The sequence below is a fragment of the Streptosporangium nanhuense genome (genome assembly GCF_059358815.1).
In genome coordinates this window covers 412,089-437,920 of sequence record NZ_JCADBG010000002.1, presented here as the reverse complement: position 1 = coordinate 437,920, position 25,832 = coordinate 412,089, and the positions used below count along the sequence as shown (strand labels likewise).

Here is a 25,832-nt window from a genome sequence, read left to right as displayed (position 1 = left end):
TCAAGACCTCCGGTCGAAGACAAGGGTGAGGAAGAGCGGTACGAACAACAAAGAGATGACGAGCGCCCCGAACCGGGCCGCCCACGAGGACCACAGCAACCAGACGATCACCTGGACGATCAGGAACAGCACCACCGCGACACCGTTCTGCGCCCGGCGGCGGCGGGCCATGATGCCGCCCTGGGACGCGATGCGGACGGGCCTGCCCGGCAGCAGCGCGACCAGCCTGCCGACCCGCTCGCGCCGCCGCGCCAGCCGCGCCTCCCGCTCGGCGCGCAGGGCCGCCTGGCGCGCCTGCTCGGCCTCCCGCTCGGCCCTGCGTCTGGCCCGCTCCTTGCTCATCGGGCACTCCCCGGCACCCCGGGGGAAACCCCTGACGAGACCCGCGAGATCACGCGACGGTCCCGAGCCAGTTCGTGAGCAGGTGCGCTCCGGCGTCGCCCGACTTCTCCGGGTGGAACTGGGTGGCCGCCAGCGGGCCGTTCTCCACCGCCGCGACGAACGGAACCCCGTGCTCGGACCAGGTGATCAGCGGATCGTCGAAACCCGGTCCGGCCTGGAGCTCCCACGACCGCACCCCGTACGAGTGCACGAAGTAGAAGCGCGTGTCGGCGTCGAGCCCGGCGAACAGCACGGTCTCGGCGGGCGGCTTCACCGTGTTCCAGCCCATGTGCGGCAGGACCGGGGCCTCCAGGCGCTCCACCGTGCCCGGCCACTCCCCGCAGCCCTCGGTCGTGACGCCGTGCTCGACGCCCGTCTCGAAGAGGATCTGCATGCCGACGCAGATGCCGAGGACCGGCCGCGCCGCCGACAGGCGCCGCGCGACGATCCGCTCGCCCCGCACGGCGCGCAACCCCGCCATGCACGCGGCGTACGCCCCCACGCCCGGCACGACGAGGGCGTCGGCCTCCATCGCCGCCTCGTAGTCGGCGGTCACCGTGACCTCCGCGCCGACCCTGGCCAGCGCGCGCTCCGCCGAACGGAGGTTGCCCGAGCCGTAGTCGAGAACGGTTACCTTCTTCTTCACCACCAGAGCACCGCCGCCGTGGTCGCCAGGGCCGCGAGGGCGGCGAGCAGCACCGCGCCCTTCTTCAGACCCTGTTTGAGGAATGAGACGATCCCGCCGACGAGGAAGAGGGCCACGAAGGCCATCGCGACGGCCGTCCAGTTGTCACTCACCGGCGCCGCCCCTCCCCCGGCGAGAACGGGAAACGATCACAGCACGCCCTTCGTGCTGGGCACCCCGGTGGCGCGCGGGTCGCGCTCCGAGGCCGCCCGCAGCGCCCTGGCCAGCGCCTTGAACTGCGCCTCCACGATGTGGTGGGCGTTGCGGCCGTACGGGACGCGCACGTGCAGGCAGATGGCGGCCTGGGCGACGAACGACTCCAGGATGTGCCTGGTCATCGTCGTGTCGTAGTCGGGGCCGATCATGGGAGCCATGCCCTCGGGCTCGCTGTGCACCAGGTAGGGGCGCCCCGACAGGTCGACCGTGACCTCCGCGAGCGACTCGTCCAGCGGGCAGGACGCGTTGCCGAACCGCCGCAGGCCCGACTTGTCGCCCAGGGCCTCGCGGAACGCCGCCCCCAGCGCGAGCGAGGTGTCCTCGATCGTGTGGTGGGCGTCGATGTGCAGGTCGCCCTCGGTCTTCACGGTCAGGTCGAACAGCCCGTGCTTGCCGAGCTGGTTCAGCATGTGGTCGAAGAACCCGACACCCGTGGCCACCTCGACGTTCCCGGTGCCGTCGAGGTCGACCTCGACCAGCACCGAGGTCTCCTTGGTGACACGCTCGACACGGCCGCGGCGCGGCACGGTCACGGCGTCGGGGTCGTAGGTGCCGCCGACGCCGCCGGTGCCGCCAGTGATGCTGCTCACAGGATCTCCTCCAGGGCGGCACGGAACGCCGCCATCTCCTCAGGGGTACCGATCGAAACTCTCAGCCACTCGGGCGGCCCCACCTCGCGGATCAGCACCCCGCGCTCCAGCATGCCCCGCCACACCGCGTGCCTGTCCTCGAAGAGCCCGAACAGCACGAAGTTGGCGTCCGAGTCGGCGACCGTCAGCCCCCGGCCGCGCAGCCACTCCACGGTGGCGTCCCGCTCGGCCCGCAGCGCGTCGACCGCGCCGAGCAGCTCGCCGCCGTGGGCGAGCGCGACCCGCGCCGCCGTCTGGGTGAGCGTGGACAGGTGGTACGGCAGCCGGACCAGCAGCAGCGCCTCGATCACCGCGGGGTGGGCGGCCAGGTAGCCGAGCCTGGTCCCGGCCATCGCGAACGCCTTGGACATCGTCCGCGTGACGATCAGCCGGGGATTGTCCGGCAGCAGGGTCAGCGCCGACGGGGTACCGGTGCGGGCGAACTCGAAGTAGGCCTCGTCCACCACCACCATGCCCGGCGCCGCCTCGACGATCCTGGCGATCACCGCCGGGTCCAGGGCGGTGCCGGTCGGGTTGTTGGGCGAGGTCAGGAAGACGACGTCGGGCCGGTGCTCCTCGATCGCGGCGACGGCCTTGTCCGGGTCGATCCCGAAGTCGTCCTCACGAGCCCCGGAGATCCACTCGGTCGACGCGCCGGTGGTGATGATCGGGTGCATCGAGTAGGAGGGCTCGAAGCCCATCGCGACCCGGCCGTGGCCGCCGAAGGCCTGCAGGATCTGCTGGAGCACCTCGTTGGAGCCGTTGGCCGCCCAGACCCGCTCCACGGACAGGCCGTGCCCCAGGTAGGCGGCCAGCTCCCCGCGCAGGACGAGCGCGTCGCGGTCGGGGTAGCGGTTGAGCTCGCCCGCCTGGGCGCGTACGGCCTCGGCCAGGTCGGCGACCAGGGACGCGGAGGGCCCGTAGGGGTTCTCGTTGGTGTTGAGCCTGACCGGGACGTCGATCTGCGGGGCGCCGTACGGCGTGCGCCCCCGAAGGTCGTCGCGGATCGGCAGATCTTCAAGCCTCACGACGAGGTCTCCCGGTCGAATCGAGCACGAACGTCTTCGGTGGACACCGGCGGGAATGCCCCGTCCGGTCGGAACGTGCCCCCGGTGAGCACGGTGAGCACGGCCTGGGAGGTCCTCACGAGGGCACCTCCCAGTCGAAACGGGCGCGGATCGCCGCGCCGTGCGCGGGCAGGTCCTCGGTGTCGGCCAGCACGCACACGTGGGCGGCGGCGCCGGCGAGGGCCTCGCGGCTGTAGTCGACGACGTGGATGCCGCGCAGGAACGTCTGCACCGACAGTCCCGAGGAGTGGCAGGCGCAGCCGCCGGTGGGCAGCACGTGGTTGGAGCCGGCCATGTAGTCGCCGAGCGAGACCGGCGCGTAGGAGCCGACGAAGATCGCTCCGGCGTTGCGCACCCGGGCGGCCAGGGCGCGCGCCCCGGCGGCGTGGATCTCCAGGTGCTCGGCGGCGTACGCGTCGACGACGCGCAGCCCGGCCTCCATGTCGTCGACCAGCAGGATGCCCGACTGGCGTCCCGACAGGGCCTCGGTGATCCGCTCGGCGTGCTTGGTCGCGGCGACCTGGCGGGGCAGCTCCCGCTCGACGGCCCCGGCCAGCTCCACCGAGTCGGTGACGAGCACGGCGGCGGCGATCGTGTCGTGCTCGGCCTGGCTGATCAGGTCGGCGGCGACGTGCACCGGGTCGGCCGTGGAGTCGGCGAGGATCGCGATCTCGGTGGGACCGGCCTCGGAGTCGATGCCGATGCGGCCCTTGAGCAGGCGCTTGGCGGCGGTCACCCAGATGTTGCCGGGGCCGGTGACCATGGTGACCGGCGGGCACTCCTCGGTGCCGTACGCGAACATCGCCACCGCGTGGGCCCCGCCGACCGCGTAGACCTCGTCCACGCCGAGCAGCGCGCACGCCGCCAGGATGGCCGGGTGCGGCAGCCCGCCGAACTCGCGCTGCGCGGGCGAGGAGACCGCCAGCGAGGGCACCCCCGCCTCCTGGGCCGGGACGACGTTCATGACCACGCTGGAGGGGTAGACCGCCCGGCCGCCGGGGACGTACAGCCCCACGCGGTCGACCGGCACCCAGCGCTCGGTGACGGTGCCGCCGGGCACGACCTGGGTGGTGACGTCGGCGCGCCGCTGGTCGCGGTGGACGAGGCGGGCGCGGCGGATCGACTCCTCCAGCGCCGCCCTGACCTTCGGGTCGAGCCTCTCCAGCGCCCCGGTGATCGCCTCGGCGGGCACCCGGGTGGACTCCAGCTCGACACCGTCGAACCTCGCGGTCAGCTCGCGCACGGCGGCGACCCCGCGATGATGCACGTCCTCGCAGATGAGCCGCACCTTCTCCAGGGCGGCTTCGACGTCGAGTTCGGCACGGGGCAGCACGTCGCGAAGGTCCTCAGGCAGAGGCCCTCGCAGGTCGGTACGCGAAATCACCCGTTCAGTCTACGGAGGTCCGCCACCCGATATCGTCTCGTCCATTATCCGGACGACGCCTTTACTATGTAGATTTTAACCAGCCGCTACGCTTCTCCCGTGAGCAAGAGCAAGAACAAGGGCGGCCAGGGAACCCCCGCGACGGTGGCCCTCACCCAGGCCAAGGTCGATTTCACCCTGCACCCCTACGAGCACGACGCGAACGCGCAGGCCTACGGCGAGGAGGCCGCCGACGCCCTCGGGGTGCCGTACGGGCAGATCTTCAAAACCCTGGTGGCCGAGGTGGAGAGCGGGCTGGCCGTCGCGGTGGTGCCGGTGGCCGGGAAGCTCGACCTCAAGGCGTTCGCGGCGGCGTTGGGGAGCAAGCGGGCGACGATGGCCGACGCGGCCAAGGTCGAGCGGGTCACCGGTTACGTGGTCGGCGGCATCAGCCCCCTCGGGCAGCGCAAGCGCCTGCCGACCGTGATCGACGCCTCCGCGCTCGACTTCGCGACGATCTACTTCTCCGCCGGACGGCGCGGGCTGCAGATCGAGACCGCCCCCGCGGAGCTGGTACGGCTCACCCAGGCCGTCACCGCCCCCGTCGGCAAGACCGGCTGAACACCTCACGAGGCTCCGGCCACCACCGGTAGACCGGCCGAGCACCTCACGAGACCCCAGCCCTCACTGGCAAAACCGGCCGAGCGCCTCGTGAGGTCCCACAAGACCGGACCCGCTCCCCCACCAGGTCCTGTCGAAGGTTGCCGACGCGGCGCGCGGTGACGTTCGGCCAGACTCGGTACGACAGGTCACACCTGAACGGGGACATCGGGATCAGGGACATCGGGGGGACGATGCACTATTTGACCGCCACCGAGATGATCGAACTGCTGCGCACCCGGCAGGTCGGCGCGGTCGAGCTGCTCGACGCGCACCTGCGGCGGATCGAGGAGGTGAACCCGGAGGTCAACGCGATCGTCACGCTGGTGGCCGAGCGTGCCAGGCGGGAGGCCGAGGAGGCCGACCGGGACCTGGCCCGCGGCAGGTGGCGGGGACCGCTGCACGGGCTGCCCGTCGCGCACAAGGACCTGGCCGACACCGCGGGGATCCGCACCACGTACGGCTCCCCGATCTTCGCCGACCACGTCCCCCGCGCCGACGCGCCGATCGTGCGGCGGATGCGCGAGGCCGGGGCGATCACGGTCGGCAAGACCAACACCCCGGAGTTCGGCACCGGCTCGCACACCGTGAACGAGATCTTCGGCGCCACCCGCAACCCCTACGACCTGTCGAGGTCGGCCGGGGGCAGCAGCGGCGGGGCCGCGGCGGCGCTGGCGACCGGCATGGTGGCGCTGGCCGACGGCTCCGACATGGGCGGCTCGCTGCGCAACCCGGCCTCCTTCTGCAACGTGGCGGGACTGCGGCCCACCCCCGGCCGGGTCCCCTCGCCCTCGCCCGTCGCGGCCTGGTTCACCCTGGGCGTGCCGGGGCCGATGGCCCGTACCGCGCAGGACCTGGCGCTGCTGATGAGCGCGGTGGCGGGGTTCGACGCCTCCTCCCCCCTGTCGATCGCCGAGAGCGGCTCCGCCTTCGCCGCGCCGCTGGACCTCGACCTGACCGGGACGCGCGTGGCCTGGAGCCCCGACCTGGGCGGGCTGCCGGTCGACGCGGAGACGGCCAAGGTCACCGCGGACGCCCCATCCGTGCTCACGGGGCTGGGCGCGCGGGTGGAGCGGGTGGATCTGGACCTGTCAGCCGCCGAGGACGCATTCCGGATCTACCGGGCGTGGTACTACGCGCTGTCCTTCGGCGACCTGCCGCAGGAGAGCCTGGGGGCGAACGTGCGCTGGAACGTCGAGCGGGGCCGCGAGGTGACCGGCGCCGACCTGGCCCGCGCCGAGCGGCTGCGCAGCGGGCTCTACCGGCGGATGAACTCCTTCTTCGACACCTACGACTTCCTGATCGCGCCGGTCAGCCAGGTGCCGCCGTTCCCGGTGGACGCCCCCTACGTCTCGGAGATCAACGGGGAGGCGCTTCCCGACTATCTGGCGTGGATGCGCTCGGCCTACTGGGTCAGCGTGCTGCACGCCCCGGCGGCGTCGGTGCCGTGCGGGTTCACCCCCGGCGGGCTGCCGGTGGGCGTGCAGATCATCGGGCGTCCGTTCGCCGACATGGCGGTGCTGCGGCTGGCCCACGCGTTCGAGCGAGCCACCGGCCACGGCTCGCGCAGACCACCCCTCTGACGGCCCTCCGACCGCCCTCGCCCCCGCTCACGCGGACCGGTGACGCCCTACCGGTCGCCGAGCCGGTCGCTGATGTCGTACGACGACAGCGGCCCGTAGGGGTCGTTCCCGCCGAACGGGCGGCGCAGCGGCGAGTCGCGGTAGCCCGCGATGCCCTCCAGGGCGAAGAAGAGGCCCGCCGCCAGCGTCGGCCACGCGAACAGCACCCCCCTGGCGGTCAGCGCCAGCGGTCCCGCGATCAGCGGCGTGGACGTCCCCGAGGCGGTGACGCTCACGGCCCCCAGGTTGACCGCCACCCCGACCAGCAGCGCCAGGTGCGCGCCGAGCAGGCCGCCCGCGGCCAGGCCCACCACCACCGGCAGCGGGCGGCCCCCGCGTGACACGCTGTAACCGACGGCCCCGCAGACGAGCCCGAGCGTGCCGGTGATCACGGCGAACCAGCCGTCGGCGGCGATCAGCGCCTGCGTGGAGGGGTCGGCCAGCAGCGGCCCGCCGTCGATCACGACGTACGGGGGGCGCGGAGCGGCCAGCGACCACAGGAGCCCGGCGGCGGCTCCGACCAGCGCGAGCGCCAGCACGGTGATCACAAAATCGCGTACACCGCGCACCATGGCTCCCTCACCGTCTGTGCAGATGTGCCCGATGTTACCCATCACACGGCCCGGCGCCATCCGAGGCTTCGACCGAACCCCGTTACTCTGGCGGTGTGAATGAAGAGGTATGGCTGATCGAACCCTCCGGGCCGCTCCGCGGTGATGTCGAGGTCCGCGGCTCCAAGAACGGCGTCTCCAAGCACATGGTCGCCGCGATGCTGGGCACCGGTGAGAGCACGATCCAGAACGCCCCCGACGTGGGCGAGGTGGGGATCACCGCGCAGATGCTGAGGGCGCTCGGCATCGACGTGGAGATCAGCTCTGGGGAGATCTCCGTCGCCCCGGGGAAGCAGATCAACCCGCACGTCCCCGCGGCGTTCACCGGGCTCAACAGGATCCCGATCCTGATGCTCGGCCCGCTGCTGCACCTGGCGGGCGAGGCGTTCGTGCCGCTGGTGGGCGGCGACCCGATCGGCCGCCGTCCCGTCGACTTCCACGTCGAGGCGCTGCGCGCGATGGGCGCCGAGGTCGAGGTGAGCGACACCGGGGTGTACGCCAAGGCCAAGCGGCTGCGCGGCACCCGGATCGAGCTGCCCTACCCCAGTGTCGGGGCCACCGAGACGATCCTGATGTCGGCGGTGCTGGCCGAGGGCAAGACCGTGCTGAAGGGCGCGGCGATGGAGCCCGAGGTGGTGGAGCTCGCCCTGTTCCTGCAGCGCATGGGCGCCCGCATCGAGCTGAGCCCCGACCGGCGCATCGTGATCGAGGGCGTCGAGCGCCTGCACGGCGCCTCCACCTGGCTCAACGGCGACCGCATCGAGGCGTTCTCCTACCTGGCGGCCGGCCTGATCACCGGCGGGCAGGTGCGGGTGCACGGCTGCCCCCAGGACCGGCTGGTGACCGCGATCACCACCCTGGCCAGGATGGGCGCCGAGGTCGACATCACCGACGACTACCTGTCGGCCTCCGCGCCGCACGGGCTGCGGGCCGCGGCGGTGCAGACCGACACCCACCCGGGGTTCATGACCGACTGGCAGACGCCCCTGATGGTGCTGTTCACGCAGGCCCAGGGCATGTCGGTGCTGCACGAGACGGTGTTCGAGAACCGCCTGGTCTACGTGCCCGCGCTGCAGAAGATGGGCTGCGAGATCGAGGTGTTCGACGTCTGCCTCGGCGGCCCCGCCTGCCGCTACCACGACACCAACGCCAAGCACTCGGCGGTCGTGCGCGGCGTGTCCAGGCTGAGCGGCGCCGACGTGACGCTGCCCGACATCCGGGCCGGGTTCTCGGCCGTGCTGGCCGCCGCCGCCGCCGAGGGCACCTCCACGCTGCGCGGGGTGCACCACATCGAGCGGGGCTACCACCGGCCGTTCGAGCAGTTCGCCTCGCTCGGGCTGAAGATCAGTCGAGAAAAGGTGCAGGACGGGTAAGGATTGGCAATCGGGCGTTTGTAGGTGATCACCCGGTCGCACGTTACCAAGTGTGACATCGCGCCCAGAGGTGAGACGTGGTCCCGGCGCGTGCCTGCGCCGGCTGGCGGCCTGCGGGGTGTTCGGCGGGCTGCTGGCCGCCCTGGCCGCGCTGCCCCTGGTCGGCACGGCCGGGCTCACCGTCAACAACGTCACGCGGACCCTCACCGACCTGCCCCCGAGCCCCCGGGAGAACCCGCTCCCCCAGCGCACCGTGTTGCTGGACAGGAACGGCAAGCGGTTCGCCCAGTTCTACACGGAGAACCGGACGGTCGTCAGGCTCGCCCAGGTCGCCCCCGTCATGCGTGACGCGATCGTGGCGATCGAGGACTCGCGGTTCTACGAGCACGCCGGCCTGGACGTCAAGGGCACCCTGCGCGCCCTGATCACCAACACCAAGGCGGGCGAGGTGCGCCAGGGCGGCTCCTCGCTCACCCAGCAGCTCGTGAAGAACATCCTGGTCGAGAACTCCGAGAGCGACACCGAGCGCGCCCAGGCCCGCGCGCCGAGCGTCCAGCGCAAGATCACCGAGCTGCGGTACGCGCTGGCGATGGAGCGCAAGTACAGCAAGGCCGAGATCCTGGAGCGCTACCTCAACATCGCCTACTTCGGCGCGGGCGCCTTCGGGGTGGAGGCCGCCGCCCAGCGGTTCTTCTCGGTCCCGGCCGCCCGGCTCACCCTGCCCCAGGCGGCGACGCTGGCCGGCGCGGTCCGCACGCCGTACGCCACCGACCCGTCGCTGGACGTCAAGCGCAGGGAGCGGCTGCGCGAGCGCAGGGACATCGTCCTGGACCGGATGGCCCAGCTGTCGTACGTCACCCCGGCGCGGGCCGAGGCCGCCAAGAGGCGCCCGCTGGCCATCCGTCTCAAGCCCGAGCCCGGCGGCTGCCAGGGGAGCGACTACCCCTACTTCTGCCTCTACGTGCACCGCGAGCTGCTGACCAACCCGGCCTTCGGCCCCACCCGCGCGGAGCGGGAGCGCCGCCTGGCCAGGGGCGGCATCGTGCTGCGCACCACCCTGGCGCCGAAGGCGCAGCGGGCCGCGCAGCGCGCCATCTCCGCGCGGGTCGGCAGGAAGGACACCGAGGTCGCGGCCGAGGCCATGATCCAGCCGGGCACCGGGCGGATCCGGGCCATGGCGGCGAGCAAGCGGTACGGCAGCAACACCGGAAACGCCAAGAACGGCCCCGACACCACCTACAACCTGGTCGCCGACATGGCGCACGGCGGCGGCCAGGGCTTCCAGGCGGGGTCGACGTTCAAGGTGTTCACCCTGGCGACCGCGCTGGCCCAGGGGTGGCGGTTCGACCAGGGGTTCATGACGCCCGGCGGTTTCGTCCCCGACAGCGGGTTCGTCGACTGCAGGGGCCGCAAGGTCAACGACCCCGGCGCGGAGATCCACAACGCGAGCGGCGAGGGCAAGGGCGGCCCGCAGAGCCTGTCCACCGGCACCTGGAAGTCGGTGAACATCTTCTACATGATGCTGGAGCAGCGGGTGGGCCTGTGCCCGGTCGTCACGACCGCCAGGGCGCTGGGCATCGCCCGCGCCGACGGCACCCCGCTGCGGGAGGTGCCGACCTTCACCCTCGGCGTGAACGAGATGGACCCGGTGACCGTGGCGGCCTCGTTCGCCGCGTTCGGGGCGCGGGGCCGCTACTGCCGCCCGATGGCCATCGTCGAGATCGTCGAGCGGGACGGCAGGCGCTTCAAGGTCCCGCCCAGCTGCGCGCGGGCGATCGAGCGCGAGGTGGCCGACGCGGTCAACCACCTCCTGGCCGGGGTGTTCACCAAGGGCACCATGACCGGCCAGGACATCGGCCGCCCGGCCGCGGGCAAGACGGGCACCAACAACGGCTACACGTCGGCCTGGTTCGCCGGTTACACCCCCGACCTGGCGGCCGCGGTCAGCGTGGGCGACATCCGGGGCTCCTACCGCTACCCGCTGACCGATGTCGAGATCGGCGACGAGTACTTCGGCGCGGTCCAGGGCGCCTCCCTGCCGGGCCCGATCTGGGTCTCGTCGATGTCGGCGGCCCTCGACGGTACGCGCGAGAGCCGCTTCCACCGCCCCGACATGGGCCGTTTCGGCGGCGGGTTCACCCCCGGCATGGAGGAGGCACTGGCCAGGGAACGCGAGGAGGAGGGCGCCGAGGGCACAGACGCCGAGGGCGAGGGCCGTCGCGGCGCCCGGGGAGAGCACGGACGCCGCTTCCGCGAGGAGCGGAGGTACCGGGGGGAGCGCCGTTTCCGCGAGGAGCGCCGGTACCGGGGAGAGCGCGGGTACCGGCAGGAGCGCCACTACCGCGCCCCCGGGTGGCGCGCCCCCCGCCGGCACGACCGCCCGCGCTGAACCACCGGCCGGCCAGCGGCTCGGCGCTCGACCGGCGAACCACCGCCCCACCGGCCGCCCGTCGGCTCGGCGCTCGACCGGCGAACCATCTCCCGACCGGCCGCCCGTCGGCTCAGCGCTTGACCAGCACCTGCTGCGTCGGAAGGAGCACCGGGGGCCGGAAGCTCTTCGCCGTCGCCGCGGACGGGCCGCACAGCGCCCCCACGAAGTGGGCGCCCATCGCGTAGTCGATCGCGTGCGGCCGCGGGTAGCCGTTCGCGTCGAGCTGCTGGTACTTCATGAGGTTGAACCCCAGGGAGAGCTGGCGCCGGCCGTCCTCGCCGGACATGGAGATCGTGCCCATGCCGAACACGCCCCCGTCGTGGCCCCAGAACCGGCCGCAGGGCAGGTCCTGGGCGTAGATGCCGAGGCCGTAGTTCATCACGACGTCGCCCTGGGCGTCGGCGACCGGCACCGTCGTCCGCATCTGGGCGAGCTGCGCGGGGGCGAGCAGCCCGCCGCCCAGCAGCTCCCGGTAGAACCGGTTGAGGTCCTCCATGGTCGAGACGACGGCGCCCGCCGTGCCCGCCCACGACATGTCGTAGACGCTGTAGTCGCGCGGCGGGTCGATGTAGCCGTACAGCGCCTCGTAGGCCCTGGAGTGCGGCCCGGGGATGACCGGGGTGCGGGGGAAGGACGTGTCGCGCAGCCCGGCCGCGCGGATCACGTGGCGGGTGATGTAGGCCTCCGCGCCGGTGCCGGTCACCCTCTCCAGCAGCAGGCCGGCGATCACGTAGTTGGTGTTGGAGTACGACCACACCTGCCCCGGCTCGCCCGTGCGCGGCGCCCGCAGCCCGTACCCCACCAGCTCCGACGGGCTGATCCTGCGGAACCGGTGCTCGTCGAGGCTCCGCGGGGAAGCCTCGACGAGGGAGGGGAAGGCGCCCGCGACGTAGTCGCCGATGCCGCTGGTGTGGTTGAGCAGCATCCGGACCGTGATCTTCTGGCCGAGCTCGTCCGGAAGCAGGCCGGGGAGGTAGCGGGCGACGGGCGCGTCCAGCTCGACGCGGCCCCGCCCGACCTGCTGCAGGATCGCCACGGCCGTGAAGGTCTTGGTGATGCTGCCCACCCGGTGGACCATCCGGGGGTGGACGGGCCGCCGGGTCCGCACGTCGGCGACGCCCGCCGCGCCGAGCCAGCGCGCGCCGCCGTCCCTGACGGCGGAGTAGATGCCGTACATGCCGGCCTCGTGGACCGCGTCGAGGCTCCGCCGCAGCGCCTCCCGGTCGGGCCCGGCCTCCCGGGCGGCCGGCGCCGAGGGCGCGGGCACGGGTCCGGCGGACGCGGGGGGCGCGACGGCCCAGGTCACGAGCATCGCGCTCAACCCGAGGCCGGCGATCGTCCGTCCACGGTGCGGAGGTCGCGCGAGAGTCATCGGCTGTCAGCTCCTCAGATCCGGAATGTACGACATGACGATCATCGCAATTCCGGCCCGGCCCGTCCTCCTCACCGCGGACGACCTGTCCTGGTCCGCCAGGACGAAGGCCGGGGACGCGTTCCGATGCAAAATGTCACAACCGGACGCGTCGGGTCCAGGCGGAGTCGCCTGGACCCGACGTCTGCCATCGGCTAGCGGGTGGTCATGCCCTGGTCCATCTCTGGGCGGCCTGGCCGTTGCACGTGGCGACGGTCACGGTGGAGCTGTTGCCGGTGCCGGTGGCGTTGAGGCAGAGGTTGCCGGCGCCGCTGGTCACGGTGCCGTTGGAGTTGAAGGTCCACTGCTGGTTGCTGTTGGTGTGGCAGTCCCACAGTTGCACGCGGGTGCCGGAGCCGGCGTTCGTGGGGGCGTCCAGGCACTTGCCGAGGATCTGGAGTCTGCCGGAGGCGTAGCCGAAGAGCTGGTTGGCGTTGGTGTGGCAGTCGTAGATCTGCAACTGGGTGCCGTTGGCGCTGGCGCTGTTGGGGGAGTCGACACAGCGCCCGGCGCCCTCGTTGCGCAGGCGGAAGCTGGTCGTGGGGGTCGGGGTGACCGTCGGTGTGACGGTCGGGGTGGGCGTCGGGCCGGGCGTGGAGGTGCTCTGGAACTGGGAGATGAACTTCCACACCTCTCCCTTGGTCCAGGTCTGGGCGCCGTTCTCGGTGTAGGTCCCGTCCACCGGGGCGGGCGTGTGACCGTTGTCGTACGCGGCCCAGACGACGGGGTATCCGGCCTGGCACCCCGAGTAGGCGGTGACGACGTGCGTCCGGCTGCCCGAGGCCGGTTCGGGCGGGTTCTGGGCACTACAGCCGTTGTTGCGGACGAACCTGTCCCGCAGCGCCCGTCCTTGCGAGATGTTGAGGACGCTGTCGGTGATGCCGTGCAGTCCCATGTAGGCGATGGGCTGGCTGCCGCCGCTGCACCCGCTGAGCTGCGCGCCGGCGAACACCGCGACCGCGCGGAAGACCGTCGCGCGACTGCACGCGAGGGAGAAGCTCATGCCGCCGCCGTAGCTGAACCCCATGGCGAAACGCAGCGAGGGGTCGACGCAGAGATCCGCCTCCACCCGCCGCATGATGTCGTCGAAGAGGGTGACGTCCTCGCCGTTGGAGTTGGCCCAGCCGTTGTTGAGGCCCTGCGGCGAGATGAAGATCGCGGTGTTGTTCGACAGCTGCCGCTGTCCGTAGTAGGACCAGGAGGCCCCGCTGCTCCCACCGGAGTCGACGTCGTTCATGGTGCCGTTCAGCCAGTGGATGCCGAAGATCAGACGGTAGGGATTGTTGTTGTTGTAGTTGGCGGGAATTCGCAGGATGAAGCTGCGGTTCTTTCCGCTGGACTGGATGGTGTGTGTTCCGCTGCTCAGCGTCGGGCTCTTTCCGCATCCCGCGGTTCCCGCGAGCGCGGCGGCGGTGGACGCCGGGGCTCCTGTGCTGCTGCCGCTGCTCATCGCCGCGTGCCCCGTCACCAGGACGAAAACCGCCGCGAGCGCCACGGCCCCGAGGACGGACCTGTGCTTAAACATTTGCGATTCCTCCGGTTATAGGGACCGGGCCGACGATAAAGACATTTTCTGCGTTCCTCTCCGTCAGCGGCATCGAATGCCCGGGGCTGCGAAACCGGAATCGAGATGTGAGCGCTAACGCTCATCGGTATGCCGCTTGCACGCCGCATGGGGGTTAATGCAAGGGAGCAAATACGACCTGATCGCGGATGTCAAGTAACTTGATTCGTAACCCCGGACGCCGGGCCCTCGGGGCGCGCCCCCGCGCGCGCCGGCCAGGGAAGGTCCGGTGCCCGCCCCCGGCGCACAGGATGAAACTTTCGTAGCGGACAGGGCGGCGGCGCGTCGGACGGAGGGCGGCAGCCCCCAAATATGATCATGGGACGCCGCTGTCACATGCACCGATTCCCACCTAGAAGTTTCGGCAAGATTCCGATAGTTTCTGATGGAATTGGCCAACCCTGGGTCGCGTGGATCAGGGATCGCCGGGTTTCGCCGACGACATATCCGGTGAGTCGACGGTGGCGCGGTCGTCGGGACCACGCGCCGTAACAACTCCCAAGAACTCATCGGGCACCGAGTCGTCGGGGAAACGCGTTCACGGATGATCCGACGATCGATCCCCGAATGAGCGACCGCCTTCAAGCACCCTCCGAAGCGCCCGTCGAAGGGCGGAGGATTCGCGAGGAGGGCATTTGACGAACAACGCGGGAGCCCTCAGGCCCGGCAACCGCCCGACCGCGCGTTTCCGCACCACATCGAGAACCCGGCGACACCCCGCGACCTAACAGGTTGCCGAGATCACAGCCGGGCGGTGACCCTTGAATACGTTTTGAATGACAAATGTCCAGCCGACGGGGGAAACGACGCCGGGCGTTCGCTTTTCGTTCGTGAATCCCGCCGGAATGCGGCCGGCACCGGGGGCGGGCCGCATTCCGGGAGAGAGCGGCCGGCGCAGGTCTTCGCAGAACCGGAACGGCTCCCTGGCAGCCTGGAAGCCGTTGAGGCGATCCGGCTTCTCACCCGGCGCGACAACGGTCGCCGGCGAATCCGGGCGGCGGCCGGCGCGAGGCGGGCGCCGGCTCGACCCGTCACCGTCGCCGTCGCCGCCACCACGGCCGTCGCGTCCGACGCGACCCGCGCGCTTTCAGGTCCCTGCTCAGACCTCGACTCAGGCTCCGGCTCCGGCCTTGGCTCTGGCCCTGGCTCCGGCCCTGGCTCAGGCTCCGAGGCAGGCGGGGCCGAGCAGCTGCTTCAGGTCGCCCATCAGCGCCGGGGACGGCGACACCCGCAGGCGGTCGTCGAGGCGCACGATGGTGGTCTTCGGGCCGTTGTGGACCTGAAGGTGCACCTCGGTGGTGCCGGGGTGCGCGGTCAGCACCTCCTTGAGGCGGCCGACCACCGGCGGGGTGCACCGGGCCAGGGCGAGGCTGACGGCGAGCGGGCCACCGGCCTCGCGGGTCAGGTCGGGGGCCGTCACCTCCATGGCGATGATCTTCCCGACGTCCTCGCGCTTGTCCAGGCGGCCCTTGACGAACACGATGGCGTCCTCGGCGAGCACCGTCGCGCAGAGCTGGTACGCCGAGGGGAAGATCATCACCTCGATGGCACCCTCCAGGTCCTCCAGCTGGGTCAGGACCCAGGTGTCGCCCTTCTTGGTGACCTTGCGCTGCAGGCCGCTCAGGATGCCGCCGACGGTGACGACCTGGCCGTCGGGACGGTGCTCGTCCTGCAGCGCGGCGATCGAGCAGTCGGCGCCGGAGGCCAGGATGTGCTCCACGCCGAAGAGCGGGTGGTCGGAGACGTACAGGCCGAGCATCTCCCGCTCGAACTGCAGCAGGGTGTTCTTGTCCCACTCGCCCAGCGGGATCTGTACGTCGAAGGTCTCGTCCTCGGCGCCCTCGACGGCCCCGAACAGGGAGTCCTGTCCCTGGGCCTCGTTCTTCTTGATCCCGATGATGCTGTCGACGGCCTGCTCGTGGATCATCACCAGGCCCTTGCGCACGTGCCCGAAGGAGTCGAAGGCGCCGGCCTTGACCAGCGACTCGATGACCCGCTTGTTGCAGACCACCATGGGAACCTTGCGCAGGAAGTCCTTGAAGTCGGCGAAGCGGCTCTTCTCCCGGCGCGCGGCGATGATCCCGTCGACCACGTTGCCGCCGACGTTGCGGATGGCCGACAGGCCGAACCGGACGTCGGTGCCGCGCGGGGTGAAGTCGAAGTCGGAGTCGTTGACGTCCGGCGGCAGCACCTTGATGCCCATCCGGCGGCACTCGTTGAGGTAGAGGGCCGACTTGTCCTTGTCGTCCTTGACCGAGGTGAGCAGGCCCGCCATGTACTCGGCCGGGTAGTTGGCCTTGAGGTAGGCGGTCCAGTAGGAGACCAGGCCGTAGGCGGCGCTGTGCGCCTTGTTGAAGGCGTAGTCGGAGAAGGGCAGCAGGATGTCCCAGAGCGTCTTGATCGCCGCGGCCGAGTAGCCGTTGTCCTTCATGCCCTGCTCGAAGGACTCGAACTGCTTGTCCAGCTCCGACTTCTTCTTCTTGCCCATCGCGCGGCGCAGCAGGTCGGCCTTGCCGAGCGAGAACCCGGCGACCTTCTGCGCGATGGCCATGACCTGCTCCTGGTAGACGATCAGGCCGTACGTCGTGCCGAGGATCTCCTGGAGCGACTCCTCGAACTCCGGGTGGATCGGGACGATCTCCTGCAGGCCGTTCTTGCGCAGCGCGTAGTTGGTGTGGGAGTTGGCGCCCATCGGGCCGGGGCGGTACAGCGCGCCGACGGCGGAGATGTCCTCGAAGTTGTCGGGCTTCATCAGCCGCAGCAGCGACCGCATGCCGCCGCCGTCCAGCTGGAACACCCCAAGGGTGTCGCCCCGGCCGAGCAGCTCGTACGTCTTGCGGTCGTCCAGCGGCAGCTTGAGCAGGTCGATGGCCTCGCCGGTGTTGGCCTCGATCATCTTCAGGCAGTCGTCGATGATCGTGAGGTTGCGCAGGCCCAGGAAGTCCATCTTCAGCAGGCCGAGCGTCTCGCAGGTCGGGTAGTCGAACTGCGTGATGATCACACCGTCGGAGTCGCGGCGCATGATCGGGATGTAGTCGGTCAGCACCTCCGCCGACATGATGACCCCGGCCGCGTGCACGCCGGTCTGCCGGATCAGGCCCTCCAGGCCCCTGCCGAGGTCCATCGCCGACTTGACGTCGACGTCCTCCTCGTACAGCCTGCGCAGCTCGCCCGCCTCGTTGTAGCGCGGGTGCTCGGAGTCGAAGATGCCCGACAGCGGGATGTCCTTGCCCATCACCGCGGGCGGGAACGCCTTGGAGACCTTGTCCCCCAGCGCGTACGGATGCCCGAGGACGCGAGCCGCGTCCTTGATGGCGGCCTTCGCCTTGATGGTGCCGAAGGTGGCGATCATGGCGACCTTGTCGGCGCCGTACTTCTCCGTCACGTAGCGGATCACGTCGCCGCGCCTGCGCTCGTCGAAGTCGATGTCGACGTCGGGCATGGAGACGCGGTCGGGGTTGAGGAACCGCTCGAAGATCAGCCCGTGCGGCAGCGGGTCGAGGTCGGTGATGCCCAGCGCGTACGCGGCCAGCGAGCCCGCGGCCGAGCCTCGCCCGGGGCCGACGCGGATGCCGTTGTTCTTGGCCCACATGATGAAGTCGGCGACCACGAGGAAGTAGGAGGGGAACCCCATCTGCAGGATGACGCTCATCTCGAACTCGATCTGCGCGCGGTGCTCCTCGTCGACGCCCTCGGGGAAGCGCCGCTCCATGCCCGACCAGATCTCCTTGCGGAACCAGCTCTCCTCGGTCTCCCCCTCGGGCAGGGGGAAGGTGGGCATCAGGTTCTTGAAGCCGAACATGCCGCTCGGGTCGACCTTCTCGGCGACCAGCAGGGTGTTGCGGCAGCCCTCGGCCCACAGGTCGGAGGAGTCGACGGCGCGCATCTCGTCGGCGTTCTTGATGTAGTAGCCGCTGCCGTCGAAGCGGAAGCGGTCGGGGTCGGACAGCTGCTTGCCTGTCTGGATGCACAGCAGCGCGTCGTGCGAGGTCGCGTCCGACTCGTAGGTGTAGTGGGAGTCGTTGGTGACCAGCGGCGGGATGTTCAGCTCTTTGGAGATGCGGGTCAGGCCGTCGCGGACCCGGCGCTCGATGTCGAGCCCGTGGTCCATGATCTCCAGGTAGTAGTTGTCCTTGCCGAACAGCTCCTGGAACCTGGCCGCCGCGGCGACCGCCTCGTCGTACTGGCCCAGGCGCAGGCGGGTCTGCACCTCGCCCGACGGGCAGCCGGTGGTGGCCATCAGGCCCTCGGCGTGCTCGGCGAGGATCTCGGCGTCCATCCTGGCCCACTTGCGGACGAAGCCCTCGGTGTAGGCGCGCGAGGAGAGCTTCATCAGGTTGCCCAGGCCCGTGGCGTTCTTCGCCCAGATGGTCATGTGGGTGTAGTAGCCACCCGCCGAGACGTCGTCGCGCTTCTGGTGCGGCTCGCCCCACAGCACCGGCTTCTTCTGGTGCCGGGAGGCCGGGGCGACGTAGGCCTCGATGCCGATGATCGGCTTGATCCCGGCGCCGGTCGCCTGCCGGTAGAAGTCGTAGGCGCCGTGCATGTTGCCGTGGTCGGTGATCGCGATGGCGGGCATCCCCAGGTCACCGACCTGTTTGAACATCTGCTTCAAACGGGCGGCCCCATCCAGCATGGAGTATTCCGTGTGAACGTGCAGATGCACAAACGAGTCTGACATGCGGCCCCGTCCTCCCCTAGTCGCACCGTCGGCGGGGAAAGCGTATCCAAGTTGGGTTTCGGAAGCGCCCCTCACGCTCCGGGTCGCCTCTCCCCGGCGACGTCCCGGACCTCCCGGCGCGAGGCCTGCCCCTGACCACATAGTACGGGTGACGACATATGTCGCCCACGGCACTACGCGAGCGGAGCCATCCGATCCCGTCGGCCCCGCCCGATGAGCCGCCGGGATCGGCCGGGGACCTCCGGCAGGGGTTTCCTGCGGGAGTTTCACGAAAAGGCGGGGACCTCACGTCCCCGCCCCGCACGTGTTCCGGCCGGTCACCGGTTCGACACTGTCACGATCGGCTCCGCGCGGCCGGTTCATCCGATACAAAGGTGCAGGTCACACGGCGATTCTCAGATCGCCTTCCCGACATCCGCCACGTACTGGACACCGGATCTCACGATGTGGACCTTTCTCCGGCGTGTGAGTCGATCACTTTACCGGGCTATGAGAGTATTCGGGGGTTCAGAAGGAGGTAAGCCGGTTGATGGCCGAAGCACAGCCCGAGGGGCGCCGTATCGCCTCCCGCTACCACCTGCTCGAAGCCATCGGCCGGGGTGGCATGGGCATCGTGTGGCGGGCCCACGACGAGCTCCTCGACCGTGAGGTCGCGATCAAGGAGGTCCGCTACGCCGACATGCTCGGCGAGGACAACCAGGAGGACTTCAACCGGCGCACCAAGCGCGAGGCGCGTGCCGCCGGGCGCCTGACGCACCCGAACGTGGTGGTCGTCCACGACGTCGTCGAGGAGGACGGGCGTCCCTGGATCGTCATGCAGCTGGTGGAGTCGCGCTCCCTCGGCAAGGTGATGCGCCAGGACGGGCCGCTGCCGCCGCGGCGGGTCGCGGAGATCGGCCTCAAGCTGCTGGAGGCGCTGCGCGCCGCCCACGCCCAGGGGGTGCTGCACCGCGACGTCAAGCCGGAGAACGTGCTGCTGGCCGACGACGGCCGGGTGGTGCTGACCGACTTCGGCATCGCGACCCTGGAGGCCGAGACCGCGCTGACCATGACCGGCATCGCGGGCACCCCCGCGTTCATCCCGCCGGAGCGCATCAAGGGCGGCAGCGCGCAGCGCGAGTCCGACCTGTGGTCGCTCGGCGCGACCCTGTACGCCGCCGTCGAGGGCAGGCCCCCGCACGACCGGGGCGGGGCGCTGCCGACCATGCACGCCATCCTGAACGACGAGCCCGAGCCCCCGGCCAACGCCGGTCCGCTGCTGGCCCCGGTCCTCGAAGGGCTGCTCCGCAAGGACCCGGCGCTGCGCATGCCCTACAAGGAGGCCGAGCGGCTGCTGCGCCGGGTGGCCGAGGGCGAGGGCACCCGGGACCGGCCCGCCAGGACCGCCGTCATGCCGGCCGTGGACCCGTCGGACGAGACCGACCCCGGGATCGCCTTCCGGACCGGCGGCGTCCCCGAGACGGGCGCGAAGCTGGACCCCGTACCTCCGGGGGCCAAGAGCGACGCCCCGCCCGTGCCCGCGCCGCGCGGGGAGAAGCCGAAGAGCGGCGCGAAGGCCGCGAAGGCGCCCGCCGCGGACGCGCGGCGAAGGCCCGCCCCCGCGCAGGACGCTCCCGAGGCACCCGCCCGCGCGGTGCCCGGTTCCGCGGTGCCCGGTTTCGCCGCGGCCGGTGCCGTGGCGGCCGGTTCGGCGGAAGCCGGTTCGGCGGAGAGGGCCGGGGCGGCACCGGAGAAGGGTGGCCAGGCCCCCGAGTCCGGGACCGGCTCCCCCGTACAGGACACCGGAGACGCCGGAGACGCCGGAGCGGGTTCGCCGGCTCCCGAGGCGAAGGCCGGCGCGCAGGCCTCCGGGGCGGAGGCGGGTTCGAAGCCCGGCAAGGACACGCCCGCTCCCCCGGCGGCCGCCGAGGCCGCGCCCCCGATCCTGGCCAGGTTCGCCCCCAAGCCGAGACCGGCCGCCGACCCCAAACCCGAACCCAAGCCCGAGCCCGAATCCGAGCCCGAACCCGGGTCCGACCCGAAGCCCGCCGCCGCGGCCCCGATCCTGGCCAGGTTCGCCCCCAAGCCGAAGCCCGGACCGTCCTCCGGCGCCGCACCGGCCCGCGAGGCGAAGCCGGGCACGGCGGCTCCCGGTTCCGCTCCCGGCTCCGCGGCCGGGAAGGCGTCCCAGGCGAGCCGTGAGGGCACCCCTCCGGCCGGGGGGCGGCAGCGGCCCGCCGCTCGCCCCAACCCCTTCCCGCCCGTGGGACGCGAGCCCGCGCCGAGGCCGGAGCCCGCCGGGGAGCCCGTCTCCGCCTCCAGGGCCGAGCCCGCTTCGCGCGAGCCCTCGCCCCCCTACGGCGGGGACCGCGGCACGTACGTCGACGGCTACTCCGAAGGGAACGACACGCTCGCCTCGCGCGGGTCGGGCGGGTCGGGCAACTCCCCGCTGAAGCGGGGCCTGCTGGTCCTCCTGCCCGCGTTGCTGATCGTCGGCGGGATCGCCGGCTGGATCGGCATGCGCAGCGGCGACGGCGACGAGACCCCGCAGGCCAGGCCGGGCGAGCCGAGCGCCTCCAGCGCCTCGAACGCCCCGAGCGGCAGCGCCGAGACGACCCCGGAGGGCTCGCCGGCCCCGGATGCCTCGCCGTCCTCCGACTCCCCGTCGGGGTCGCCCTCGGCGTCCCCCTCCCCCAGCCCGAGCCCCACCAAGAAGGAGGAGGAGAAGTCCCCCCTCCCCTCCGGCTGGAAGATGCACAAGGACTCCAACGGCTTCTCGATCGGCCTGCCCAAGGGGTGGGGCGTGGAGAAGCGGCCCGGCCAGCAGGTGTGGTTCCGCGGCCCCGACCGGACGAGCTTCGTCTTCGTCGAGTACGTCGACAAGGCGGGCCCCGACCCGAAGAAGGACTGGGAGAACCAGGAGAGGGTCGTCCGGGGCAACTTCCCCGGCTACGACCGGGTCCGGATCGCGAACGTCAAGTACATGGTGAAGGCCGCCGACTGGGAGTTCACCTGGAACACCAACTCGGGCAAGGCCCGCGTGATCAACCGGGGGTTCGTCACCAAGGGCGGCCGGGGGTATGCGATTTACTGGCATACCCTGTCCAAGGACTGGAAGAAGAACATGCATCTCTTCGAAGGGTTCACCGCGACCTTCTCCTCGAAAAAGTGAGCGGGAGCCCCACCGCCTGCGGTCGGTGAGCTTGGGAGGGCGGGGGATGGCGGAACGGAAGGTGGCGGGCCGCTACCGGCTGCTCGAACACATCGGCGAGGGCGGCATGGGCATCGTCTGGCGCGCCCACGACGAGCTCCTCGACCGGGTGGTGGCCGTCAAGGAGGTCCGCTACCGGGGGGTCGACGAGGCCGCGCGCACCGACCTGAACCGGCGCACCATCCGCGAGGCCAGGACCGCCGGGCGCCTCGACCACCCCTCCGTGGTCATCGTGCACGACGTGGTCGAGGAGGACGGGCGTCCCTGGATCGTCATGCAGCTGGTCCGGTCCCGGTCGCTGGGCGAGATCGTCCGTACGGGCGGGCCGCTCCCGCCCGAGCGGGTCGCCTCGGTGGGGCTGCACGTGCTGGGCGCGCTGCGGGCCGCGCACGCCGCGGGGGTGCTGCACCGCGACGTCAAGCCGGAGAACGTGCTGCTGGCCGACGACGGCCGGGTGGTGCTCACCGACTTCGGCATCGCCTCCATGACGCAGGAGACCGGCATCACCCGTACGGGCGCGATGGTCGGCACCCCGGCGTTCCTGCCTCCCGAGCGGCTGCACGGGCTGCCCGCCACCCCCGAGTCGGACCTGTGGTCGCTCGGGGCGACGCTGTACGCGGCCCTGGAGGGCCGTCCCCCCTTCGAGCGGGCCACGGCGGCGGCCACCATGATGGCCGTCCTGCACGGCGAGCCCAGCCCCATGGCCCACTCGGGGCCGCTGGCGACGGCGATCCTCGGCCTGATGGCCAGGGACCCCGCCGCCCGGACGGCCGCCGACCAGGCCGAGGCCCTGCTCGGCCGCGCCTCCTCCACCGGGCCGGCCTCCGGGCGGGCGGCGCGTCCCGGGCCTGTCTCCGGGCGGGCGTACGCCTCCCCCGGGCTCCCCGCCGACCCGCCGCGCGCCGACCCGCCACCGTGGCGTCAGGACGCTGCGCGGGGCGCGTGGCAGCAGGGACACGGTGACCCCCCGGGCGGTCCGGGGCGGCCCTCGCACCCCGTCACGCCCGCCCCCGTCGCGCCCACGCCACCGGGGTGGTCGCCGTACGCGTCCGGGCACACGCGGCCCCAGCAGCCGCCGTACGCGGACCACGAGGCGCACGCGCGCCACGAACAGTCCCCGCACACGCATCCCGAGGCGTACGCGCGCCAGGAACAGGCGTCGTTCACCCATCCCGAGGCGTACACGCAGCGCGGGCAGGCCCCGTACGCGGACCACGAGGCTTACGCGCGCCACGAGCAGTCCCCGTACACCCATCCCGAGGCGTACGCGCCCCACGGACAGCCCTCGTACCCCCATGCCGGGCAGCGACCGGCCCACGGCGGCCCGTCTCCGACGCCCGGTTCCTGGCCGGGGCTGGAGCAGTCCACGGACGCGGGGGCCGCGCCCGCGCGGCGGGCGGGGGCGGGACGGACGGCGCTGCTGGCCGGGGCGGGCGCGCTCGTGGTGGCGGTCGGGGTCGGCGCGTGGCTGCTGCTGCAGAATCTCGGCGGCACGGCCGACACCGGTGACGACCGGGCCGACGTCACGGCCCCGGCCACCGGCCCCACCGGCCCCACCGGCCCCACGCCGGAGGCGACCCCCACCCCGGAGCCGAGCCCGACGGCGACGCCGCGCCCGACCCGGGCCGTCCCCGCGGGCTGGCGGCTGCACCGCGACCCGATGGGCTTCTCCGTCGCGGTGCCCAAAGACTGGCGGGTCAAGCGGTTCGCCGGCCGTGACAGGGTGGAGTTCCGCGCCCCCGGCGCGAGCGGTTTCCTGTGGATCGAGTCGACCGACGACCCGGAGAAGAACCCGGTCAGGCACTGGCAGAAGGTGGAGAAGGCGGGGACGGCCGACAACGTCTGGCCCGGCTACCGGCGGATCGGCATCACCTCGCTGGTCTACCGGGGGGTGCCGGCCGCCGACTGGGAGTTCACCTACCTCAAGAACGGGGTCCGCACACGCGTCCTGGACCGGGGCTTCCGCACCCTCGCCGACAGGCCGTACGCGATCTACTGGGAGAGCCCCGCCGCGGGGTGGGACCGCTCGTTCTTCGACACGTTCGCCAGGACCTTCCGGCCGTGAGCGGCCACCTGAGCGGCACATGAGCGGCCAGGAGAGGGCGCGTTTCTGGCGCACCCCGGCCCTGCCGGGGGTGGACCTCCTCAAGGCCAGGTACGTGACCCACCGCTTCCCGCCGCACGCGCACGAGAGCTACGCGATCGCGATGGTCCTGTCGGGGGTGGAGGAGTTCGCCTACCGGGGCACCGTCCACCGCGCGGGGCCGGGCAGCCTGAGCACGCTCAACCCCGAGGAGGCGCACGACGGCTACGCGGGCGTCCCCGGCGGGTGGTCCTACCGGGTGCTGTACCCCTCGGTCGAGTTCGTCTCCGGGATCGCCGCCGAGCTGATGGCCGGGCACGGCACCCCCTGCTTCCCCGAGACCGTCACCTACCACCGGCCCACCGTCGCGCTGCTGCGGGCCGCGCACGACGCCGCGGAGAGGGGCGACGACCTCGCCTCCTCGACACTGGCCCGCACGGCCTTCGCCGCGCTGCTCAGCCGGCACGCCTCCCGCCACCCCGCGGACGCGCCGCACCGGGACGACGACCCGGCGGTGCGGCGTGCCCGGGAGATCCTGCACGAGCGGCTCGTCGACCCGCCCACGATCGAGGACCTGGCGCGGGCGGTGGACACGAGGCCCTTCACCCTGATCCGGGCCTTCAAGGCGGCCACCGGGCTTCCCCCGCACGCCTACCTGAACACGCTGCGGATCATCCGGGCCCGGCGGCTGCTCCAGTCGGGAACCCCTCCCGCGCAGGTCGCCGGGGACGTGGGCTTCACCGACCAGGCCCACCTGAGCAGGCACTTCACCCGGACGGTGGGCGTGCCACCGGCCGCGTACCAGCGCGCAGGAACGTACAAGACCAGGGCTTGAACCGTACATAAGCTCACCGCCATGGAAACAACCACTCGTTCCTCCGCCATCAGGGACGGACTGGGCGTGGGGATCGCCGTCGGCCTGTCGGGGGTGGCCTTCGGCGCGGCGGCGGTCACCGCGGGGCTCAGCGTCGCGCAGGCGTGCGTGCTGAGCCTGTTCGCCTTCACCGGCGCCTCGCAGTTCGCCCTGGTCGGCGTCGTCGCGGGCGGCGGCAACCTGGTCGCGGGCGCGGCCGGCGCGATGCTGCTGGGTGCCCGCAACAGCCTGTACGGCCTCCGGATGGCCGGGGTGCTCGACATCCGGGGCTGGCGCAGGCCGCTGACGGCCCAGGGGGTGATCGACGAGACGACGGCGGTCGCGCTGGCCCAGCCGGACGAGGAGTCGGCCAGGACGGCGTTCCTGGTCACCTTCGCCACCCTCTATCTGACCTGGAACGCCACCACCCTGGCCGGCGCGCTGGGCACCTCCCGGGTGGCCGACCCCTCGGTGTTCGGCCTGGACGCTGTCGGCCCCGCGACGTTCCTCGCCATCCTGTGGCCCCGGCTCACCGGGAAGGGTGCCGAGGCCCGCGCGCTGCGCCTGATCGCGGGCTGCGGCGCGGCGGTCGCGCTGGCCGCGACCCCGTTCACCCCGCCGGGCGTGCCCGTGCTGCTCGCGTCCGTCGCCGTGCTCGCGGTGATCCTGAGGAGGCCGAAGTGACCGTCTGGTGGGCCGTCGTCGCCACCTGCGCCGCCTGTTACGCGCTGAAGCTCGCCGGGCTGTCGGCCCCGCGCCGCGTCCTCGACCACCCGGGGGTGCAGCGCTTCGCGACGCTGGTCCCGGTGGCGCTGCTGGCGGCGCTGATCGCGGTGCAGACCTTCGGCGACGGGCAGGCGCTGCACGTCGACTGGCCGCGCACCGCGGGGATTGGCGCCGCCGTCGTGGCACTGCTGCTGCGCGCCCCCTTCCTGGTGGTCCTCGCGGCGGCGGCCGTCGTCACCGCCGCGCTGCGCCACCTGCTGGGCTGAGCCCCTCACCGCCGCCCCGC

Annotated in this window: 19 protein-coding genes; 9 read left to right on the top strand and 10 right to left on the bottom strand. The window is 71.9% G+C overall.

Going from position 1 to position 25,832, the window contains the following annotated elements; translation table 11 throughout:
- The 6 genes from AC5L38_RS06815 to hisD form a co-directional block, all read right to left on the bottom strand.
- Window positions 1-342 carry a hypothetical protein gene (locus tag AC5L38_RS06815; RefSeq protein ID WP_389907005.1) on the bottom strand — a complete coding sequence of 114 codons (342 nt, stop codon included), beginning with the start codon at window positions 340-342 and terminating at the stop codon, window positions 1-3.
- A 49-nt stretch (window positions 343-391) separates the two neighbouring features.
- A complete protein-coding gene (gene hisH, locus AC5L38_RS06810; RefSeq protein ID WP_495241882.1) occupies window positions 392-1,027 on the bottom strand; it encodes an imidazole glycerol phosphate synthase subunit HisH in 636 nt (211 codons plus the stop codon).
- Entirely contained in the window at window positions 1,024-1,179 is a 156-nt protein-coding gene (locus AC5L38_RS06805) for a CG2302 family histidine operon protein (protein WP_350950340.1), read from the bottom strand. The genes hisH and AC5L38_RS06805 overlap by 4 nt, the downstream gene beginning before the upstream one ends.
- A 36-nt stretch (window positions 1,180-1,215) precedes the next feature.
- A complete protein-coding gene (hisB, locus tag AC5L38_RS06800; RefSeq protein WP_472747580.1) occupies window positions 1,216-1,809 on the bottom strand; it encodes an imidazoleglycerol-phosphate dehydratase HisB in 594 nt (197 codons plus the stop codon).
- 59 nt (window positions 1,810-1,868) lie between these two features.
- Window positions 1,869-2,939 (bottom strand): histidinol-phosphate transaminase, encoded by a 1,071-nt coding sequence (locus AC5L38_RS06795; RefSeq protein WP_495241881.1) that lies wholly within the window; start codon window positions 2,937-2,939, stop codon window positions 1,869-1,871.
- A 115-nt stretch (window positions 2,940-3,054) separates the two neighbouring features.
- Window positions 3,055-4,362 (bottom strand): histidinol dehydrogenase, encoded by a 1,308-nt coding sequence (hisD, locus tag AC5L38_RS06790; RefSeq protein WP_495241880.1) that lies wholly within the window; start codon window positions 4,360-4,362, stop codon window positions 3,055-3,057.
- Window positions 4,363-4,461: 99 nt separating this feature from the next.
- Between hisD and ybaK the strand changes: the two genes are divergently transcribed.
- Entirely contained in the window at window positions 4,462-4,962 is a 501-nt protein-coding gene (ybaK, locus tag AC5L38_RS06785; protein WP_495241879.1) for a Cys-tRNA(Pro) deacylase, read from the top strand.
- A 233-nt stretch (window positions 4,963-5,195) separates the two neighbouring features.
- On the top strand, window positions 5,196-6,584 hold the full coding sequence (locus tag AC5L38_RS06780) for an amidase (RefSeq protein ID WP_495241878.1): 1,389 nt from the start codon (window positions 5,196-5,198) through the stop codon (window positions 6,582-6,584).
- Window positions 6,585-6,631: 47 nt separating this feature from the next.
- On the opposite strand, the gene AC5L38_RS06775 is transcribed toward AC5L38_RS06780, so the two are convergent.
- Entirely contained in the window at window positions 6,632-7,192 is a 561-nt protein-coding gene (locus AC5L38_RS06775; protein WP_495241877.1) for a hypothetical protein, read from the bottom strand.
- Window positions 7,193-7,290: 98 nt separating this feature from the next.
- On the opposite strand from AC5L38_RS06775, the gene murA reads away from it, so the two are divergent.
- Together murA and AC5L38_RS06765 are read left to right on the top strand one after the other, a co-directional pair.
- Window positions 7,291-8,607 (top strand): UDP-N-acetylglucosamine 1-carboxyvinyltransferase, encoded by a 1,317-nt coding sequence (murA, locus tag AC5L38_RS06770; RefSeq protein WP_344744426.1) that lies wholly within the window; start codon window positions 7,291-7,293, stop codon window positions 8,605-8,607.
- Window positions 8,608-8,677: 70 nt separating this feature from the next.
- Window positions 8,678-10,996, top strand: coding sequence for a transglycosylase domain-containing protein (locus tag AC5L38_RS06765; RefSeq protein WP_495241876.1), 2,319 nt, complete (start codon window positions 8,678-8,680; stop codon window positions 10,994-10,996).
- A gap of 112 nt (window positions 10,997-11,108) precedes the next feature.
- On the opposite strand, the gene AC5L38_RS06760 is transcribed toward AC5L38_RS06765, so the two are convergent.
- The 3 genes from AC5L38_RS06760 to dnaE all read right to left on the bottom strand — a co-directional run bounded on the left by AC5L38_RS06760 (window position 11,109) and on the right by dnaE (window position 18,694).
- Entirely contained in the window at window positions 11,109-12,410 is a 1,302-nt protein-coding gene (locus AC5L38_RS06760; RefSeq protein ID WP_495241875.1) for a serine hydrolase domain-containing protein, read from the bottom strand.
- A 205-nt stretch (window positions 12,411-12,615) separates the two neighbouring features.
- Window positions 12,616-13,974, bottom strand: coding sequence for a ricin-type beta-trefoil lectin domain protein (locus tag AC5L38_RS06755; RefSeq protein ID WP_495241874.1), 1,359 nt, complete (start codon window positions 13,972-13,974; stop codon window positions 12,616-12,618).
- A 1,198-nt stretch (window positions 13,975-15,172) separates the two neighbouring features.
- A complete protein-coding gene (gene dnaE, locus AC5L38_RS06750) occupies window positions 15,173-18,694 on the bottom strand; it encodes a DNA polymerase III subunit alpha (RefSeq protein ID WP_495241873.1) in 3,522 nt (1,173 codons plus the stop codon).
- A gap of 529 nt (window positions 18,695-19,223) precedes the next feature.
- Between dnaE and AC5L38_RS06745 the strand changes: the two genes are divergently transcribed.
- From AC5L38_RS06745 to AC5L38_RS06725, 5 genes are read left to right on the top strand one after another with little or no spacing between them, the layout of a single operon-like run.
- The gene (locus AC5L38_RS06745; protein ID WP_495241872.1) at window positions 19,224-21,845 is read left to right on the top strand and encodes a serine/threonine-protein kinase; all 2,622 of its coding nucleotides are present in this window, start codon (window positions 19,224-19,226) and stop codon (window positions 21,843-21,845) included.
- Between the two features lie 46 nt (window positions 21,846-21,891).
- On the top strand, window positions 21,892-23,949 hold the full coding sequence (locus tag AC5L38_RS06740; RefSeq protein WP_495241871.1) for a serine/threonine-protein kinase: 2,058 nt from the start codon (window positions 21,892-21,894) through the stop codon (window positions 23,947-23,949).
- Between the two features lie 19 nt (window positions 23,950-23,968).
- Window positions 23,969-24,802, top strand: a complete 834-nt coding sequence (locus AC5L38_RS06735) for an AraC family transcriptional regulator (protein WP_495241870.1) — start codon at window positions 23,969-23,971, stop codon at window positions 24,800-24,802.
- A 21-nt stretch (window positions 24,803-24,823) separates the two neighbouring features.
- Window positions 24,824-25,504, top strand: a complete 681-nt coding sequence (locus tag AC5L38_RS06730; RefSeq protein WP_495241869.1) for an AzlC family ABC transporter permease — start codon at window positions 24,824-24,826, stop codon at window positions 25,502-25,504.
- Complete coding sequence (locus tag AC5L38_RS06725) at window positions 25,501-25,812, top strand: AzlD domain-containing protein (protein ID WP_495241868.1); 312 nt, start codon at window positions 25,501-25,503, stop codon at window positions 25,810-25,812. Before AC5L38_RS06730 ends, AC5L38_RS06725 begins: the two co-directional genes overlap by 4 nt.
- The last annotated feature ends 20 nt before the right edge of the window (window positions 25,813-25,832 follow it).